16 protein-coding genes are annotated in these 16,419 nt (G+C 70.9%); 9 read left to right on the top strand and 7 right to left on the bottom strand.

Annotated elements, in window-relative coordinates; genetic code table 11:
- The first annotated feature begins 11 nt into the window (after positions 1–11).
- The 7 genes from ADL03_RS44150 to ADL03_RS44120 all read left to right on the top strand — a co-directional run bounded on the left by ADL03_RS44150 (position 12) and on the right by ADL03_RS44120 (position 7,509).
- Positions 12–1,061 carry an ABC transporter permease gene (locus tag ADL03_RS44150; protein WP_053739634.1) on the top strand — a complete coding sequence of 350 codons (1,050 nt, stop codon included), beginning with the start codon at positions 12–14 and terminating at the stop codon, positions 1,059–1,061.
- Positions 1,058–1,828, top strand: coding sequence for an ATP-binding cassette domain-containing protein (locus tag ADL03_RS44145; RefSeq protein WP_053739633.1), 771 nt, complete (start codon positions 1,058–1,060; stop codon positions 1,826–1,828). The genes ADL03_RS44150 and ADL03_RS44145 overlap by 4 nt, the downstream gene beginning before the upstream one ends.
- Positions 1,825–2,757, top strand: coding sequence for a 5-dehydro-2-deoxygluconokinase (iolC, locus tag ADL03_RS44140; RefSeq protein ID WP_053739632.1), 933 nt, complete (start codon positions 1,825–1,827; stop codon positions 2,755–2,757). Before ADL03_RS44145 ends, iolC begins: the two co-directional genes overlap by 4 nt.
- The gene (locus tag ADL03_RS44135) at positions 2,754–3,659 is read left to right on the top strand and encodes a hypothetical protein (protein ID WP_053739631.1); all 906 of its coding nucleotides are present in this window, start codon (positions 2,754–2,756) and stop codon (positions 3,657–3,659) included. The genes iolC and ADL03_RS44135 overlap by 4 nt, the downstream gene beginning before the upstream one ends.
- Positions 3,656–4,543 (top strand): 5-deoxy-glucuronate isomerase, encoded by an 888-nt coding sequence (gene iolB / locus ADL03_RS44130; protein WP_053739630.1) that lies wholly within the window; start codon positions 3,656–3,658, stop codon positions 4,541–4,543. The genes ADL03_RS44135 and iolB overlap by 4 nt, the downstream gene beginning before the upstream one ends.
- Positions 4,540–6,393 carry a 3D-(3,5/4)-trihydroxycyclohexane-1,2-dione acylhydrolase (decyclizing) gene (gene iolD / locus ADL03_RS44125; RefSeq protein WP_053739629.1) on the top strand — a complete coding sequence of 618 codons (1,854 nt, stop codon included), beginning with the start codon at positions 4,540–4,542 and terminating at the stop codon, positions 6,391–6,393. The genes iolB and iolD overlap by 4 nt, the downstream gene beginning before the upstream one ends.
- 120 nt (positions 6,394–6,513) lie before the next feature.
- Complete coding sequence (locus ADL03_RS44120) at positions 6,514–7,509, top strand: NADH:flavin oxidoreductase/NADH oxidase (RefSeq protein ID WP_053739628.1); 996 nt, start codon at positions 6,514–6,516, stop codon at positions 7,507–7,509.
- A gap of 72 nt (positions 7,510–7,581) precedes the next feature.
- Here the strand turns inward: ADL03_RS44120 and ADL03_RS44115 are convergent, their stop codons facing one another.
- Positions 7,582–7,767, bottom strand: a complete 186-nt coding sequence (locus tag ADL03_RS44115; protein ID WP_053739627.1) for a DUF3073 domain-containing protein — start codon at positions 7,765–7,767, stop codon at positions 7,582–7,584.
- Between the two features lie 371 nt (positions 7,768–8,138).
- On the opposite strand from ADL03_RS44115, the gene ADL03_RS44110 reads away from it, so the two are divergent.
- Positions 8,139–8,804, top strand: a complete 666-nt coding sequence (locus ADL03_RS44110) for a hypothetical protein (RefSeq protein WP_231642860.1) — start codon at positions 8,139–8,141, stop codon at positions 8,802–8,804.
- Here ADL03_RS44110 and ADL03_RS44105 read toward each other — a convergent pair.
- The 5 genes from ADL03_RS44105 to ADL03_RS44085 are packed head-to-tail and all read right to left on the bottom strand — an operon-like array spanning position 8,747 to position 12,951.
- Entirely contained in the window at positions 8,747–9,928 is a 1,182-nt protein-coding gene (locus ADL03_RS44105; protein ID WP_053739625.1) for an MFS transporter, read from the bottom strand. The genes ADL03_RS44110 and ADL03_RS44105 overlap by 58 nt on opposite strands.
- A gap of 57 nt (positions 9,929–9,985) precedes the next feature.
- Entirely contained in the window at positions 9,986–10,555 is a 570-nt protein-coding gene (locus ADL03_RS44100; RefSeq protein ID WP_053739624.1) for a hypothetical protein, read from the bottom strand.
- Between the two features lie 60 nt (positions 10,556–10,615).
- A complete protein-coding gene (locus ADL03_RS44095; RefSeq protein WP_053739623.1) occupies positions 10,616–11,440 on the bottom strand; it encodes a 3-keto-5-aminohexanoate cleavage protein in 825 nt (274 codons plus the stop codon).
- Between the two features lie 18 nt (positions 11,441–11,458).
- Complete coding sequence (locus ADL03_RS44090; protein WP_197289184.1) at positions 11,459–12,556, bottom strand: folate-binding protein YgfZ; 1,098 nt, start codon at positions 12,554–12,556, stop codon at positions 11,459–11,461.
- Positions 12,517–12,951 (bottom strand): Fur family transcriptional regulator, encoded by a 435-nt coding sequence (locus ADL03_RS44085; protein ID WP_082374085.1) that lies wholly within the window; start codon positions 12,949–12,951, stop codon positions 12,517–12,519. The genes ADL03_RS44090 and ADL03_RS44085 overlap by 40 nt, the downstream gene beginning before the upstream one ends.
- Before the next feature lie 26 nt (positions 12,952–12,977).
- On the opposite strand from ADL03_RS44085, the gene ADL03_RS44080 reads away from it, so the two are divergent.
- The gene (locus tag ADL03_RS44080) at positions 12,978–13,820 is read left to right on the top strand and encodes an aminodeoxychorismate lyase (protein ID WP_053739621.1); all 843 of its coding nucleotides are present in this window, start codon (positions 12,978–12,980) and stop codon (positions 13,818–13,820) included.
- 1 nt (position 13,821) lies between these two features.
- On the opposite strand, the gene ADL03_RS44075 is transcribed toward ADL03_RS44080, so the two are convergent.
- Positions 13,822–16,356 carry a glycosyl hydrolase family 18 protein gene (locus tag ADL03_RS44075; RefSeq protein ID WP_082374084.1) on the bottom strand — a complete coding sequence of 845 codons (2,535 nt, stop codon included), beginning with the start codon at positions 16,354–16,356 and terminating at the stop codon, positions 13,822–13,824.
- Positions 16,357–16,419: the final 63 nt, after the last annotated feature.

Below are 16,419 nucleotides of genomic sequence, written 5' to 3'. Positions count from 1 at the left end.
AGGGCGGGGAGATGACCGTGACGGCCACAGCTCCACCGGCTGCCGACGAACGGCTGAGCAGGCCCAGGGCCGTCGATCAGCTGATCAAGCGCCCGGAGATCGGCGCCATGCTCGGCGCACTGCTCGTGTTCCTGTTCTTCTCCGTGGTCACCGAGCAGTTCCTCAGCATCGGCGGTGCGGCCAACTGGCTGGACGACGCGTCCATGCTCGGCATCATGGCGGTCGCGGTGGCGCTGCTCATGATCGGTGGCGAGTTCGACCTGTCCGCCGGTGTCATGACCGCGTCCACGGCGCTCGTCACGGCCCTCCTCGCCACCCGGCTGGGACTCGACGTCTGGCTGTCGTTGCTGGTGTCGCTCGCCTTCGCACTGGCGGTGGGCGCGTTGAACGGCTGGCTCGTGATGCGCACCGGCCTGCCGAGCTTCATCGTGACGCTCGGCAGCTTCCTCGCGTTGCAGGGCCTCAACCTCGGTGTCACGCGGCTGGTGACCGGCAGCGTGCAGGTCTCCGGCATGCGCGACGCGGCGGGATACGAGTCGGCCGGGTTCGTCTTCGCGTCGACGTTCCAGATCGGCGGCACGAGCTTCTACGTGTCGATCATCTGGTGGGTGCTGTTCACGGTCGTCGCGTCGGTGGTGCTGATGCGCACGAGGTTCGGCAACTGGATCTTCGCGATCGGCGGTGCCGCGCAGAACGCGCGGTCGGTCGGCGTGCCGGTGGTGCGCTCGAAGATCCTGCTGTTCATGACGACGGCGTTCGCCGCGTGGCTCGTCGGCTCGATCAACATCCTGCGGTACGCGAGCGTGCAGGCGAACCAGGGCATCGGCGAGGAGTTCAAGTACATCATCGCCGCGGTGATCGGCGGCTGCCTGCTCACCGGCGGCTTCGGTTCCGCGGTGGGCGCGGCGATCGGCGCGCTGATCTTCGGCATGGCCAGGCAGGGCATCGTCTACGCGGGCTGGAACAGCGACTGGTTCCAGCTGTTCCTCGGCGTGATGCTGCTGGCCGCCGTGCTGGTCAACAACGTGCTGCGCCGCCGCGCGGAAAGGGTGAGGCGATGACCCCGCTCATCGAGGCCGAGGGCATCGGCAAGACCTACGGCAGCGTCATCGCGCTGAGCGAGGTGTCCACCGTCGTCAACGCCGGTGAGGTCACCTGCGTGCTCGGCGACAACGGTGCCGGCAAGTCGACGCTGATCAAGGTCCTGGCCGGTGTCCACCAGCACGACCAGGGCACGTTCCGGGTCGAGGGCGAGGAGATCCGCTTCTCGTCACCGCGCGAGGCACTGGACCGCGGCATCGCGACCGTGTACCAGGACCTCGCCGTCGTGCCGCTGATGTCGGTGTGGCGCAACTTCTTCCTCGGCTCCGAGCCCACCACGCGCTTCGGGTTCCTGGACCGGCGCAAGGGCCGCGAGATCACCAGGAAGGCGTTGTCCGACATGGGCATCGACCTGCGGGACGTGGAGCAGCCGGTCGGCACGCTCTCCGGTGGCGAACGGCAGTGCGTCGCCATCGCGCGCGCCGTGCACTTCGGCGCCAAGGTGCTCATCCTGGACGAGCCCACCGCCGCACTCGGCGTCAAGCAGGCCGGTGTGGTGCTGAAGTACGTGGCACAGGCCCGCGACCGCGGCCTGGGCGTCGTGCTGATCACCCACAACCCGCACCACGCCTACCCGGTGGGCAACCGGTTCCTGCTGCTCAAGCGCGGCAGGGCACTGGGCAGCTACGAGAAGTCGGAGATCGACGTCGCGGAGCTGACCCGGCAGATGGCCGGCGGTGCCGAGCTCGAAGCGCTGGAGCACGAGCTCCGGGGAGCCGAGGCGTGACCTCGCTGGAGGTGCTGACCGTCGGCCGGGTCGGGGTCGACCTCTACCCGGAGCAGGCGGACGTCCCGCTGGCCGACGTCAGCACGTTCGCCAAGTCGCTCGGCGGGACCGCGACCAACGTCGCGGTCGCCGCCGCACGGCTCGGCCGCCGTTCCGCCGTGCTGACCAAGGTCGGCCCGGACGGGTTCGGAACCTACGTGCGCCAGGCGCTGGAGGGCTTCGGCGTGTCGTCGGCGCACGTCGGCACCGCGCCGGAACTGCTGACACCGGTGGTGTTCTGCGAGCTCAACCCGCCCGCCGACCCACCGCTGCTGTTCTACCGCCTGCCGACCGCGCCGGACCTGACCCTGACCGACGCCGACGTCCCGTGGGACGTCGTGCGCGACGTGCCGCTGCTGTGGGTGACCGGAACCGGCGTGTCCGCGGAACCGGCCCGCGCGACCCAGCGCAAGGTGCTCGAACACCGCGGCCGCAGGACGCACACCGTGCTGGACCTGGACTACCGGCCGATGTTCTGGCCGGACGCCGAGACCGCGCGCACCGAGATCGGCTGGATGCTCGACCACGTCACGGTCGCCGTCGGCAACCGCACCGAGACCGAGGTCGCCGTCGGCACCGCCGACCCGGACCTCGCGGCCGACCGGTTGCTGGAGCGCGGGGTGTCACTGGCGCTGGTGAAGAAGGGCGCCGAGGGCGTGCTCGTGGCCACGCCGGAGGGCCGGTGGACCGTCGAGCCGAACCCCGTCGAGGTGGTCTGCGGGCTCGGCGCCGGAGACGCGTTCGGTGGCTCGCTGGCGCACGGCCTGCTGTCCGGGTGGGACCCGGTGAAGATCGCCCGCTACGCCAACGCGGCGGGCGCGCTCGTGGCGTCCCGGCTGGCCTGCGCCGACGCGATGCCCGACCAGAGGGAGATCGAGGAACTGCTGTGATCACTGATGGGCAGTGGCGTGAACTGCTGTGGCGGCGTGCCGAGGACCCCGGCTCGATCAGACGGGCCTACCAGACGCGCAAGCGGCGGCAGTCCCTGCTGAACGGCAAGTCCACGCTGTTCCTGGTCGCGGCGGACCACCCGGCGCGCGGCGCTCTCGGCGTGGGCGGTGACCCGCTCGCGATGGCGGACCGGCGTTCGTTGCTGGCGCGGCTGCTGACGGCGCTGGCCAACCCGCACGTCGACGGTGTGCTGGGCACGCCGGACGTCATCGAGGACCTGTTGCTGCTGGACGGCCTGCACGACCGGGTGGTCATCGGCTCGATGAACCGCGGTGGTCTGGCCGGTGCGGACTGGGAGATCGACGACCGGTTCACCGCCTACGACGCGTCGTCCATCGCCACGTTCGGCCTCGACGGCGGCAAGATGCTGCTGCGGCTGGTCGACTCCGACCCCGGCACGATCCCGACGTTGGAGGGCTGCGCGCGGGCCGTCACCGAACTGGCCGAGCACGGCCTGATGGCGATGGTCGAACCGTTGCCCTACAAGCGTGACCACGACGGCAAGCTGGTGCTGCAGAAGGATGCCGCCGCCCTGTCGCGCGCTTCGGCCGTAGCCGCCGGGCTGGGCTCGACCTCCGCCTACACCTGGCTGAAGCTGCCCGCACCGGAAGAGCCGGAGGTGGTGCTGGACACCACCGCGTTGCCCGCGTTGGTCCTCGGCGGCGTGCCGTCCGCACGGCCGGAGGATGACCTCGCGTCGTGGGGCCGCTCGCTGCGCCACGACGCCGTGCGCGGCCTGGTCGTCGGCCGGGCGCTGCTCTACCCGCCGGACGGTGACGTCGCCGCCGCGGTCGCCGCCGCCGCCGAAGTCCTCCGCGCCGCGAAGGGGATCACGGAATGACGCTGCACCGTCCACACGGGACACTGTCGACCGGTTCCGACGTCATCTCGCTGACGCCGGAGGACGCGGGCTGGTCCTACACGGGTCTGCGCGTGCTGCGGATCGAGGCGGGCGGCTCGCGCACGGTCGACACCGGTGAGTTCGAGGCGTTCGTGCTGCCGCTGGCCGGTTCGCTGGCGGTCGAGGTCGAGGGTGAGCGGTTCGAGCTGCGGGGCCGTGACTCGGTGTTCACCCGCGTCACGGACTTCGCGTACGTGCCGCGCGACGCCGCGGTCGTTCTGTCCACCGTGGATGGTTGTGAGGTCGCGCTGCCGATGGCGCGGTGTGAGAACCGGCTGTCCGCGCGGTACGGCCCGGCCGACGGCGTGCCGGTCGAGGTGCGCGGCGCGGGCAACGCGACCCGCCAGGTCACCAACTTCGGTGTGCCGGGCGTGTGGGACCACGCGGACCGGCTGAACGCGTGCGAGCTGATCACCCCGGACGGCAACTGGTCCTCGTACCCGCCGCACAAGCACGACGCCTCGCAGCCGTGCGAGGTCGAGAACGAGGAGATCTACTACTTCCGCATCGCCGGCCGGGACGGCGTGACACCGTCGCGGACCGGCTTCGGGTTCCACCGCACCTACACCGATGACGGCACGATCGACGAGGACGTGACCGTGCGCGACGGCGACGTCTTCCTGATCCCGCGCGGCTACCACGGTCCGTGCGTCGCCGCGCCGGGTTACCCCATGTACTACCTGAACGTGCTGGCCGGGCCGGGTGCCGAGCGCTCGATGGCGTTCTGCGACGACCCGGCGCACACCTGGGTCCGCGACAGCTGGGCCGCGCAGGAGCTCGACCCGCGCTGCCCGGTCACCACCGCAGAGGGGCGGGTCGAATGAAGCTCACCACCGCACAGGCGCTGGTCCGCTGGATGCTCGCCCAGCAGACCGAGCTCTTCGACGGCTCGCACGCGCCGCTGTTCCCCGGCGTGTTCGCGATCTTCGGCCACGGCAACGTGCTCGGCATCGGCACCGCGCTGGAGGAGGTCCGCGACCGCATCCCGGTCTGGCGCGGCCACACCGAGCAGGGCATGGCACTGGCCGCGGTCGGCATCGGCAAGGCCACGCACCGCCGCCAGGTCGGCGTCGCCACCTCGTCCATCGGCCCCGGCGCGCTGAACATGGTCACCGCGGCCGGCGTCGCCCACGCCAACCGCCTGCCGTTGCTGCTGCTGCCCGGCGACACGTTCACCGGCCGCGCCCCCGACCCGGTGCTGCAGCAGGTCGAGCACTTCCACGACCCCACCGCCACGGTGAACGACGCCTTCCGCGCCGTCTCCCGCTACTTCGACCGCATCACCCGCCCCGAACAGCTGCTGTCGACGTTGCCGCAGGTCGCGCGCGTCCTGACCGACCCGGCCGACTGCGGTCCGGTCGTGCTGGCGCTGCCGCAGGACGTGCAGGCCGAGTCCTACGACTTCCCGGAGTCGCTGTTCAAGTCCGTGGTGCACCGCCTGGTGCGCCCCCGCCCCGACCTGCACTCGCTGGCCGATGCCGCACGCGCGATCCGTTCGGCGTCCCGCCCGCTGCTGGTGCTCGGCGGCGGCGTCCGCTACTCCGGTGCCGCGGGCCGCGCCCTGCGCTTCGCCGAACAGCACGGCATCCCGATCACCGAGACCACCGCGGGCCGCACGCTCGTCCCCCACGACCACCCCCTGCACGCGGGCCCGTTGGGCATCACCGGCTCGACCTCGGCGAACGTCCTGGCGGGCGAGGCCGACCTGGTCATCGCCGTCGGCACGCGCCTGCAGGACTTCACCACCGCGTCCTGGACCGTCTTCTCCCCGGACGTCCACCTGCTGTCGCTGAACACCGCCCGCTTCGACGCCGTGAAACACGGCTCGTCGGCCCTGGTCGCCGACGCCGACGAGGGCCTGCGCGAGCTCACCGACGTCCTCGGCTCCTGGCAGGCGCCGGCCGACTGGGCCCGGCGGGCCGCCGGCGAGCGCGGCAAGTGGGACGCGCACATCACCTCGCTGCGCTCCCCGTCGGAGGGCCTGCCCACGTATGCCCAGGTCGTGGGCGTGGTGAACGACTGCTCCGCCCCCACCGACTACGTGATGACCGCGTCCGGCGGCCTCCCCGGCGAGCTCATCGGCGGCTGGCGCGCCACCGGCGAGGCCACCATGGACGTCGAGTACGGCTTCTCGTGCATGGGCTACGAGCTGGCCGGCGCCTGGGGGGCCGCGATCGCGCACACCTCGGGCGTCGTCACCACCCTGCTCGGCGACGGCTCGTACCTGATGCTCAACTCCGAACTGTTCTCCGCGGCCTTCGCCGGCCACGGCTTCGTCGCCGTGGTCTGCGACAACGACGGCTACGCGGTCATCCACCGCCTGCAGACCGGCCAGGGCGGCACCGGCTTCAACAACCTCTACGCCGACTGCCGCACCGTCCACACCGACCCGCCGCGCACCGACTTCGCCGCCCACGCGGCGGCCATGGGCTGCGCGGTGTTCCCGGCGGACTCGCTCGCCGACCTGGAGGGCGCCTACCGCAAGGCCCGCGAGGTGGCGGCCGGCGAACGGCGCCCGGCGGTCGTGGTGATCCGCACGCACCCGTCGGCATGGACGGAGGCCGGGGCGTGGTGGGAGGTCGGTGTGCCGGAGGTCTCACACCGGGCGGAGATCGCGGCGGCCAGGGACGAGGTGCTGGAGGGCAAGGCCAGGCAGGTCCGCTACATGGGCTGACCGCCGGCCGTACCGCTGCGTCACCGCCCAGTGACTGAGACAACCACCCCGCCGGGAACAACGCGCCGAGCCGCTCCCTTGAACATTTAGTTAGGTCTACGAACGTTCTAGGGAGCCCTCGTGAGCTTGCTCTTCTCCCCGCTGACCCTGCGCTCGGTCACGCTGCCCAACCGCATCGCGGTCAGCCCGATGTGCCAGTACTCGGTGACCGCGGAGGACGGCGTGCCGACCGACTGGCACCTCGTCCACCTCGGGTCACGCGCGGTCGGCGGCGCCGGTCTGGTCATCGCCGAGGCGACCGCGGTCGCGCCGGAGGGCCGGATCTCGCCGCAGGACACCGGCATCTGGAACGACGAGCAGGTCGCGGCCTGGCAGCGGGTCACGAGGTTCGTCAAGGACCAGGGCAGCGTCCCCGGCATCCAGCTCGGGCACGCCGGGCGCAAGGCGATCGGTGACTGGGTGCCGGTGGCGCCCACGACCGAGCCGTTCCCCGGTGGCAACCAGCCGGAGAAGATCACCAACCACACCGCGATCGTCAAGGCGTTCGTCGACGGCGCGCTGAACGCGGTCAGGGCCGGGTTCGAGGTGCTCGAGATCCACGCCGCCCACGGCTACCTGCTGCACGAGTACTACTCGCCGCTGACGAACGAGGGCAGCCTGGAAGAACGCATCGCCGTGCCCGTCGAGGTCACCGCCGCGGTCAGGGCCGCCGTCGGGCCGGAGGTGCCGGTGATCGTCCGGATCAGCGGTACCGACTGGGTCGACGACGGCTGGACTGCCGACGACAGCGTGGTGCTGGCGCAGGCGCTCAAGGCCGCGGGTGCGGACCTGATCGACGTGTCCAGTGGTGGCAACGTCGCGCAGGCGGAAATCCCGATCGGGCCCGGCTACCAGGTGCCGCTGGCCGAAGCCGTTCGACGCAAGGCAGACGTGCCCACGGGTGCGGTCGGCCTGATCACCGAGGCGAAGCAGGCCGAACAAGTTCTGACGGACGGTTCCGCCGACCTGGTCCTGCTCGCGCGCGAACTGCTCCGCGACCCGTACTGGCCGCTGCACGCGGCACAGCAGTTGGGTGTGGAGGTCCGGGCACCGAGGCAGTACGCCAGGGCGTTCTGAGCAGCCCTCAGAGTTCAAGGGTTGGGTGGCTGATCAACCAGCCACCCAACCCTTGAACTCCTCAGGCTGGATTCAGCGACGGTAGTCGTCGTAGTCGTCGTACGGATCGTCGTGGCTGTCATCGCCACCACGTCCGTTCGGCGACGTTTCGCCACCAGACAGCTCACGCTGCAGCGCAGCGAAGTCGGTCTCATGAGAGCTGTATTTGAGCTCCCTGGCGACCTTCGTCTGCTTGGCCTTCGCTCGGCCGCGCCCCATGGCTCGACCCCCTCGCACAGGGACGGGGGCGGCCGGGGGAACGGCGGCCCCACTCGTCTCGACAACTAGTTCCTGGTAACTACCGTACCGTGCCGATGGGGTTCCTCGCGACGCGGTAGGCGTGACACGTACCGCCAAATCTCCCGGCCCCCCTCGCGTGGGAGGATGCACACGTGCCCAGACCGTTCGTCGCCTACCTGCGGGTGTACGAACCGTTATCGGTTTTGGACGCACCGCTAGCGGACAAGGTGCGAAAAGCCCTGGATACGGGCCCTGTCCCCCGTGCCGAGGTCGGTGACCGGGAACGGGAGCTGTGGTTGCGATCACAGTTGGCGAAGAAGTTGCTCCCGGGCGGCTCGCACGTCGAAGTGATGACCATCAGTCCGGCCGAGGTGCCGACGTCCGACGCGGCCCGTGTGGGGCCGGGACCCCTCGTCTGCCCGCTGGACCTCAGGGCGCGGTCCGCGGCGGCTCTGGTGGGCTTCCTGGCGTCTTCCCCGCCCGTTCTGCAGGACGCGGCCCTCGGGATCGCGCCGGAGACGGTCAGGACGCGCGCGTCCGCCGTGATGGCCGAGCTCGCCGCGGGGGCCGTGCACGTGATCTCCACGACCTGGACCGTGCCGCTGCCGTGGTTCGCCCTGGTCGACCCCGCCCAGCGGCGCGTGGTGCTCGCGAGCGCCCAGGACGACCCGGAACGGCAGGTCTCCTGGCGGGTCGCGATGGCCGACGCACGCCGGCGGGTCGCGCGGGCGTTGAAGGTCGTGAAGACCGCGCTGGGCGAGGACGGCCCGGCCAAGGTCCTCGCCGACACCGGCCGCTGGCTGGAGCACTTCCACCCGCACTCGGCGGTCGAGCTCGACTACGGCGGCCTGGTCCAGCTGCTGAACGACAAGGACCTGCTGGAGGACTCCTCCGCCGCCGACGTGAACGCCATCGTCGACGCGCTGGAGACCGGCGACGCCGAGGAGGTCGCGCTGCGCTACGAGTCGCTGCGCGAGTTCTGGGGCGAGCTGGCCCGCCGCGAACGCCACGGCTGAAGCAGCGCCCAGCCGGCCGCCGACGCCACCGCCGCGAGCAGCATCGCCGCAGGCCAGCCCACGTGCACGGCGACCGACGCCGACACCGCGGGCGTGATCGTCGCGCTGAGGTAGTTCGAGGTGTTCTGCATGCTGATCGCGGTCGCGCTGCGGCCAGGCGGAGCCAGCTCGCCCGCCTCGGTGACGGCCAGCCCGTTCCACGCCAGCGCGACCACGGCGGTCGGCACCAGCACCGCCACCAGCACGGGCAACGGCGCCTGGTCCAGCACGGCGGTCAGCACGAAGCCCGCCGCCATCACCACGGCGAGCACCCGCAGTGGCCCGACCCGGCTGCCCACCCGGTCCGACCAGACGCCCGCGGCCAGCCGGCCGGCGCCGCCGAGTGCCTGAGCGACGCCGAACACCACGGCCGCCGTCGTGACGGCCAGCCCGCGGTGCTCGTGTAGCAGCGGCACCAGCAGCGTGGCGGCCGTGAACTGCGGAACGACCAGCAGCCCGCTGGCCACGGTCAGGCGGAGCAGCTTCGGGTCCTTCAGCACCAGCCCGTGCGCGCCGCCACCGCGGGTGGCCCCCGGCGGTTCACGGACCAGCAGCGCCACCGCGAGGGCCACGGCACCGGTCACCGACGCCAGCGCCACGAACGCCGCCGGAACACCCGACGCGAGGGCGATGCCGGGCAGGAACGCGGCCGTGAGCGCGGCGCCGAGCGGGGTCGCGGTCTGCCGCACGCCCATCGCGAAGCCGCGCCGGCCGGTGGGGAACCAGGACATCACCGCACGGCCGCTGGCGGCGTTCACGCTGGCCCCGAAGAGCCCGGCGCCGAGCAGGGCGGCGCCCGCGAGCCACGCGTTGCCGACCGCGACGCCGAGCAGGCAGGCGGCGGCACCGATGCCGCCGATGGTCATGGTGAGCCGTTCGCCGCGGTTGTCCGCGAAGAGGCCCCACGGCACCAAGGCGATCATCGTGCCCAGGTTGACCGCGCCCAGCAGTAGCCCCACCTGGGGCAACGTCAGGCCGAAGTGATCACGCAGCTGAGGGCTGACGGCCGAGAGGCCGAGGAAGACGGCGGCGTTCGTGCCCTGCGCCAACGCCCCGACGAACAGCACGACCCAGCGGTACCCCATGGGGGCACGCTAGGTCCGCCGCCCAAAAAGTGGAACGACCCTCCCAGACTGTGGGAGTCAGCGCTTGGGCCGGTGGTGCCCGCGCTCCGCGGCCAGCAGCTCGTCCACCGACGCGCTGCCGCGCTGGTAGCGGGACGCGATCTCGGCGTTGAGCCGGTCCACGACCACCTGGACCTCCCGCCGCCGCACCGACACGGAGGCCTCCTCCGAGATGAACGTCTCCAGCACCTCGCCGAGGCGTTCGTCGGACAACTTGCTCACGTCGGAGAGGTCGACATCGGAGATGAGCGCTTCCACGTGCCGTTGGTGCGCATCAGCGCGTGAGGGCTCATGTGTCTGGTACCGGCCGAGGCCGGTGGCCGGCCCCACGGCGTTCGAGGAGAGGATCGTGGCCAGCTGCTCGACCACCGCCGAGCCGCCGGAGCTGCGGCGCTGCTGTTCGGCCCGCACGATGTCGATCCGCGCGTGCAGCAGCCGCCGCAGGTAGGACAGGTCGGTCTCTTCCTGCGCGGCCTCGTCCCGCAGTTCGCGCACCTCGACGAGCGGGCGTTGCTCGACGCCCTCCGTGTAGTCAGGGGCGAGCACCCGGTCGATTCGGCGGCGCCCGCCAGGACGCACCTCGATCACGTGTCCATCCTGCGGTAGATCCTCCTCACCCGCCAACACATCCCATGCACCAAAGTTGTCTCAAATGTGCACGCCGAGGAGCTTGCGTGCCTCATCGGGCGACAACGGTGGCCGTTGCGCGATCTTCGCGAGGCCCGCGGCACGGGCGACGAGCTGTGCGTTGTCCCGCACGGGCACGCCTCGCGAATAGCTGATCGTGTCTTCCATACCCACGCGGAGGTGGCCACCCGCTCCCAATGCGGTGAACATCACGGGAAGCGTGGTCCGGCCGATCCCGGTGGCGGAGAACGTTGCCCCGTCCGGCAGAGCGTTGACTGCGGCAACCAGCGTCGCGGCGTCTCCCGGCATGCCGCCGGGCACCCCCATGACGAGGTCGACGTGCACGTGCCCGCCCGCGGGCAGGCCGTGCTGGTCGAGCAGCCGCTTCAGCGACGCCAGCTGTCCGAGGTCGAAGATCTCGTACTCGGGCACGATGCCGCGTTCCTGCATGCCCTTGTGCAACGCGACGATGAACTCCCAGCGGTTCATGAACACGTCGTCGCCGAAGTTGACCGTTCCCATCGTGCAGGACGCCGAGTCCGGCATCGCCTCCAGCACGCGCAGCCGGTCGGCCTCGGGGTCGTGCACCGACCCGCCGGTGGAGAGCTGGACCACGAGGCCGGTCTCGGCGCGCAACGCCTCGACCGCCGCCTTCAGCAGACCGAGGTCGAGCGACGGTTTCGCGTCCGCGCCGCGGATGTGGACGTGGATCATCGCCGCGCCGACCTGCTCGCAGCTCCGCGCGGTCGAGACCAGCTCCTCCAGGGTCACCGGGAGTGCCGGGACGTCGGCTTTCGCGTGCTCCGCTCCGGTGGGAGCGACGGTGATGAGCGTGCCCAGGGACATGACCCGGACTTTAGGGCGTCAACCCCTCAGGTTGCGAACAGCTTCCCGGCCCAGGCCGGGCGTGTCCGGCGGCACCGAGTCCGGGTCGATGCGGGCCGGCACCTGGCGGTCCTCGGCACCCGCGACCAGGTCCGACTCGACCGGTACAGACCGTTTGACCAGAGCCAACGCGACCGGTCCGAGCTCGTGGTGCTGCACAACGCTGCCCACCCGGCCCACCGTGCGGCCGTCCAGCAGGACCGGGTCGCCGGTCTCCGGCTGGCCGTCGGCAGAACCATCCAGGTGGAGTAGGAGCATCCGGCGCGGCGGCCGTCCCACGTTGTGGACCTTCGCGACCGTCTCCTGGCCGCGGTAGCAGCCCTTGCTCAGGTGCACGGCGGGCTCGACGAGGTTCACCTCGTGCGGGATCGTGCGCTCGTCGGTGTCGATGCCCGGCCGGGGCCGCAGCGCCTCGACCCGCAGCGCCTCGAACGCGAAGCTGCCGGCCGGACGGGCGCCCGCGTCGGTGAGCCGCTGCCACCACGCGGCCAGGTCGGCACGCGGCACCAGCAGGTCGAACGAGCCGTGGCCCGGCCACGACCTGCGCCGCACGAACCCGTCGCCCAGTGCCGTGACGTCCGCGGGCACCGGCACGTCGACCTTCTCCAGCACCGCGGCCGCGTCCGGCCCGATGACCGACAGCAGCGCGAACTCGGCGGAGGCGTCCCGCGGCTCGACCTTCGACCAGAAGACCATCTTCTTGAGGTACGCGAGCAGGCCGTCGACCTGCTCCACGTCCAGGAACACGGTGCCGCCGACGTTCGCGACCACCATGTGGTGCTCCAGCCGGCCCTGCGCGTCGAGGATCAGCGCCTCGGTGCCCGCGTTCTCGCCGAGCTGCTCGAAGTGCTGGCTGGTGAGCTGGTGCAGCCAGGTCAGCCGGTCCGCGCCGGGCACCGCGATGATCCCGCGGTTCGAGCGGTCCACGACGACGACCGAGCGGGCGGCCGAGCGCTGTTCGGCGAACGGGTCGCCGTAGTGCCAGGCGACGCCGGCATCGGTGGAATCGTCTGGCGGCGGGACGGCTCCTGGGAAGCTCACTCGGTCTCCTGCTCCTGCTTGAGGCAGTCGCGGCACGTGCCGGACAGCGCGAGGTGGCTCGCATCCAGTTCGAACCCGTCGCGCTGCCGCAATGTTCCGGCCAACGGCTCCATCAGCTCGCACGGGATCTCGTCGACGCGGCCGCAGACGTGGCAGACCAGGTGCACGTGCTGGTGCTCGTCCACGGAGTAGCTGGGCGCGCCGTGCCCGAGGTGCGTGTGCCGCACCAGCCCGAGCCGGTCGAGCAGGTCGAGCGTGCGGTAGATCGTGGTGATGTTGACCGTCGGCGCGGTCTCCTGGACGCGCTGGCAGATCTGCTCCGGGGTCGCGTGGCCCAGGAGCCTGACCGCGTCCAGCACGAGCTGGCGCTGCGGCGTCATCCGCATGCCGCGGTCGTGCAGCGTTTTGCGCAGGCCTCTTGCGGTCTCCACGACACCGATGTTAGTAGGCTCACTCCATGCGCGTGCTGGCACTGCTCGACGGAACCCTCGCTGACCCCGACGCCCCTCAGATCCGCGTGGACGACCTCGGTCTCATGCGCGGCGACGGCGTGTTCGAAACCATCCTCGTCGTCGACGGGAAGCCCCGTGAGCTGTCGCCGCACCTGGACCGCCTGGAGCGGTCGGCGGCGATGCTCGACATGCCCGTCCCGCCGCGCGCCGAGTTCGAACGCGCGGTCGAGCTCGTCATCGGCAACTGGACCGGTGGCAGCGAGTTTGCGCTCAAGCTCGTCTACACCCGCGGCATCGAGGGCGGCGACGGCACCGGCACCGGCTTCGCGCTGGGCATGGAGATCGGCCAGAAGGTGCTCAAGCAGCGCGCCGAGGGCCTGGCCGCGGTGACGCTGGACCGCGGCATCGAGCCGGACCTCGCCGACCGCGCGCCGTGGCTGCTGCTGGGCGCGAAGTCGCTGTCGTACGCGATCAACATGGCCGCGATCCGCGAGGCCGAGCGCCGCGGTGCCGCCGAGGTCGTCTTCACGACCTCGGACGGCTCCGTGCTGGAGGGCCCGACCTCCACCGTGGTCCTCGTGCGCGGCAAGACGCTGGTCACGCCGCCGTCGAAGCTCGGCATCCTGCCGGGCACCACGCAGTACGCGCTGTTCCGCGCCGCCGAGCGCGCCGGCTGGACCGTGCTCGTGGAGCCGGTCCAGACCGGCGAGCTCTACGACGCCGACGGCGTGTTCCTCGCCTCCAGCGTCCGCAAGATCACGCGGGTGACCACGCTGGACGGCAAGCAGCTGCCCGACTCGTCGGCCCTGCTCACCGAGCTGCAGGGCCTGTACGAGTCGGAGTACTGACCTACCTGAGTCCGGCGTCGACCGCGGCCATCAGCGGGCCGCGGTCACCCGACATCTCCCAGAACATCGCGCCCAGCAGGTTCTTCGACTTCAGCCACGCGGTCTTCTTCTGGATCGACCACGCGTCGTCGAAGGTCCACCACTGGTTGCCGGTGTAGCAGGACGTCGCCACGGCCACCTCGTCGTGGTAGACGGTGCAGTTCGGCACGGACGCGACGAGGTTGGCGTACCCGCGCGTGCCCGACTCCTCCGGGAACTGGCCCGGCGCCGCACCACCCGCGGCCTGCCACTCGCCGTTCTTGCCGCCGTTGGTCACGTTCTGCCAGCCGCGGCCGTAGAACGCGAGCCCGAGCGTGATCTTGCGCGACGGCACCCCGGCGTCGAGGTAGGCCTGCACGGTGCTCTCCACGCTGAACTTCGTCGTGTACGGGTCGTCCGGGTCCGGGTACAGGTTGCCCTGGTGGCCGGTCCGGTTCGGCTCCCACGAGTTGTCGCTGCCCGAGCCGTGGAAGTCGTAGCCCTGGACGTTGAAGATGTCCATCGACTGCGCGACCCGCCCGAGCTCCCAGCCCGACGCGATCTTCGCCGGGTCGGCCGGCGTGAACGCGGTCAGCTGGTAGCGCTTGCCGGTCGTGGTGCTGTAGGCGTCCATCTGCCGGCGGAACTCCTCGATCAGCAGGGTGTTGTTGACCTTGTCCTGCGGTCCGAAGTGGTTGCCCGCGTGGCCTTCCGCGCCCGGCCACTCCCAGTCGAGGTCGAAGCCGTCGAAGATGCCCGCCGCCGTGCCGGGGCCGCCCGCGCTGTTGTAGACGGGCAGGTTGCCCTTGAGGTAGAGGTCGATGCACGACGACACGAACTTCTTGCGCGCCGCGTCGGTGGCCGCGACGTCGGAGAAGTACTTCGAGTAGGTCCAGCCGCCGAGCGAGATCAGCACCTTCAGGTTCGGGTGCTTCGCCTTGAGCTTCTTGAGCTGGTTGTAGTTGCCGCGCAACGGTTCCCAGCCGCTGTCCGCGACGCCGTCCACGGACTGCGACGCGCTCATCGGCCGGCTGTAGTCGGCTTCCGCGTCACCGGCGCCGTCGCCCTGGTTCGGGTCCTGCGGGTCCGGGCTCGTGCCCTTCGTGACGCCGTGCAGGCACGTGAGGTTGACCGGGTCGATGTTGCCGAACGCGTAGTTGACGTGCGTCAGCTTCGCGGCGTCCATGTCCTTCACGAAGTACTGGCGTCCGTAGATGCCCCACTGCACGAAGTACCCGACACGGGCGTAGCCGCCGACGATGTCACTGGTGCGTTCGTTGAGCGCATTGCTCGGCGCCGAGACGTTGTCGTAGAGGTCCCGCGCGCGCACGGTGAACGTGTAGTCCGTGGACGGCGCGAGCCCGTTGACGACCGCCGTGGTGCCGGAGACCGTCAGCTTCACGGTCGTGCCCACGTAGACGTCGTAGTTCGCGACCCCGCGGTTGTCGGTGGAAGCGTTCCACGCCAACGTGATGCTGCCCGCGTCCTTCGCCGTGGCGCGCAGGTTGCCCGGTGCGGTCGGCGGGGTCGTGTCGTCGGCGGGGTTGTTGGTGGTGACGGCCAGCGCCGCGCTCGGAGCGCTTTGCGTGCCCTTCGAGTCCTTGGCCCTGACCGTGAACGAGTACGCGGTGTTCGGGGTCAGGCCGGTGATGATCGTGGACGTCGTGGTGGAGCTGCCGGCGAGCGTGGTGCCGTTGTAGACGTCGTAGCCGGCGATCGGCAACGAGCCCGGCGTGGATCCGTTCCACTGCAACGTCACCGTGCGCGTGGTCTTCGTCGGCGAGGCCAGACCCGTCGGGGCGCTTGGCGGTGTGTCCGCGCTGCCGTCGCAGTTCGCGTTGTTGATCCGGCAGGTGACCGGGTCGGCGTCGGCGCTGATGGCGAACGTCGGGCTGTAGGGCTCGGTGCTGCCGCCCGCGGCCACGGTCTTGTTGTAGTGCAACGGGGTGATGGTGACCTGGTTGCCGTTCTGGCTGACGGTGCCGTTCTGGCCGTTGCTGACCGTCACGCCGTTGGGCAGCGTCAGGGAGATCGACCAGTCGCTCACCGCGGCGGTGGTGTGGTTGCGCACGACGAACTTCGCCGTGCCACCGGCCACCGAGTACTCGGCGGTCAGCCCGGTCGGCGTCGGCGCGGGGTCACCGCTGCCGTCGCACGCCATGCCGTTGATCGTGCAGGCGGTCGGGTCGGCCGCGGCGCTCAGGGTGAACGTCGGGCTGTAGGGCTCGGTGCTGCGTCCCGATGGGAGGTTGGCGATGTAGAACGACGGGGTGAGCGTCACCCGTGTGCCGTTCTGGGTGGTCGTGGCGTTCTGGACGGAGCCGACCGTGACACCGGCCGGGAGGTCGAACTTGATCGACCACCCGTTGAGCGCGGTCGTGCTCGCGTTGGCGACCACGAACTTGGCACTCGTGCCGGTGCGGGAGAAGGTCGCGGTGACGCCAGTGGCGGCCTGTGCAGGGACCGCCAATGCGAGCACAGCGACCAGGATCGCTAACAGGGCAGGGATTCGGCGCATGCGGAAACTCCAGGTTGGAGAGGTCCGCGGCGGCCTGCGCGTTACGGTATTTGGTCTGGACCA

Source organism: Nocardia sp. NRRL S-836, assembly GCF_001279525.1.
Lineage (GTDB): Bacteria > Actinomycetota > Actinomycetes > Mycobacteriales > Pseudonocardiaceae > Lentzea.
This window is presented reverse-complemented; position numbering and strand designations above follow the sequence as displayed.

Bases quoted from the DNA above. Each gene is read 5' to 3' on its own strand.
- ADL03_RS44150 (WP_053739634.1), top strand. From the start codon at position 12: ATGACCGTGACGGCCACAGCTCCACCGGCTGCCGACGAACGGCTGAGC.
- ADL03_RS44145 (WP_053739633.1), top strand. From the start codon at position 1,058: ATGACCCCGCTCATCGAGGCCGAGGGCATCGGCAAGACCTACGGCAGC.
- iolB (WP_053739630.1), top strand. From the start codon at position 3,656: ATGACGCTGCACCGTCCACACGGGACACTGTCGACCGGTTCCGACGTC.
- iolD (WP_053739629.1), top strand. From the start codon at position 4,540: ATGAAGCTCACCACCGCACAGGCGCTGGTCCGCTGGATGCTCGCCCAG.
- ADL03_RS44115 (WP_053739627.1), bottom strand. From the start codon at position 7,767: ATGGGGCGCGGCCGAGCGAAGGCCAAGCAGACGAAGGTCGCCAGGGAG.
- ADL03_RS44110 (WP_231642860.1), top strand. From the start codon at position 8,139: ATGACCATCAGTCCGGCCGAGGTGCCGACGTCCGACGCGGCCCGTGTG.
- ADL03_RS44105 (WP_053739625.1), bottom strand. From the start codon at position 9,928: ATGGGGTACCGCTGGGTCGTGCTGTTCGTCGGGGCGTTGGCGCAGGGC.
- ADL03_RS44095 (WP_053739623.1), bottom strand. From the start codon at position 11,440: ATGTCCCTGGGCACGCTCATCACCGTCGCTCCCACCGGAGCGGAGCAC.
- ADL03_RS44080 (WP_053739621.1), top strand. From the start codon at position 12,978: ATGCGCGTGCTGGCACTGCTCGACGGAACCCTCGCTGACCCCGACGCC.
- ADL03_RS44075 (WP_082374084.1), bottom strand. From the start codon at position 16,356: ATGCGCCGAATCCCTGCCCTGTTAGCGATCCTGGTCGCTGTGCTCGCA.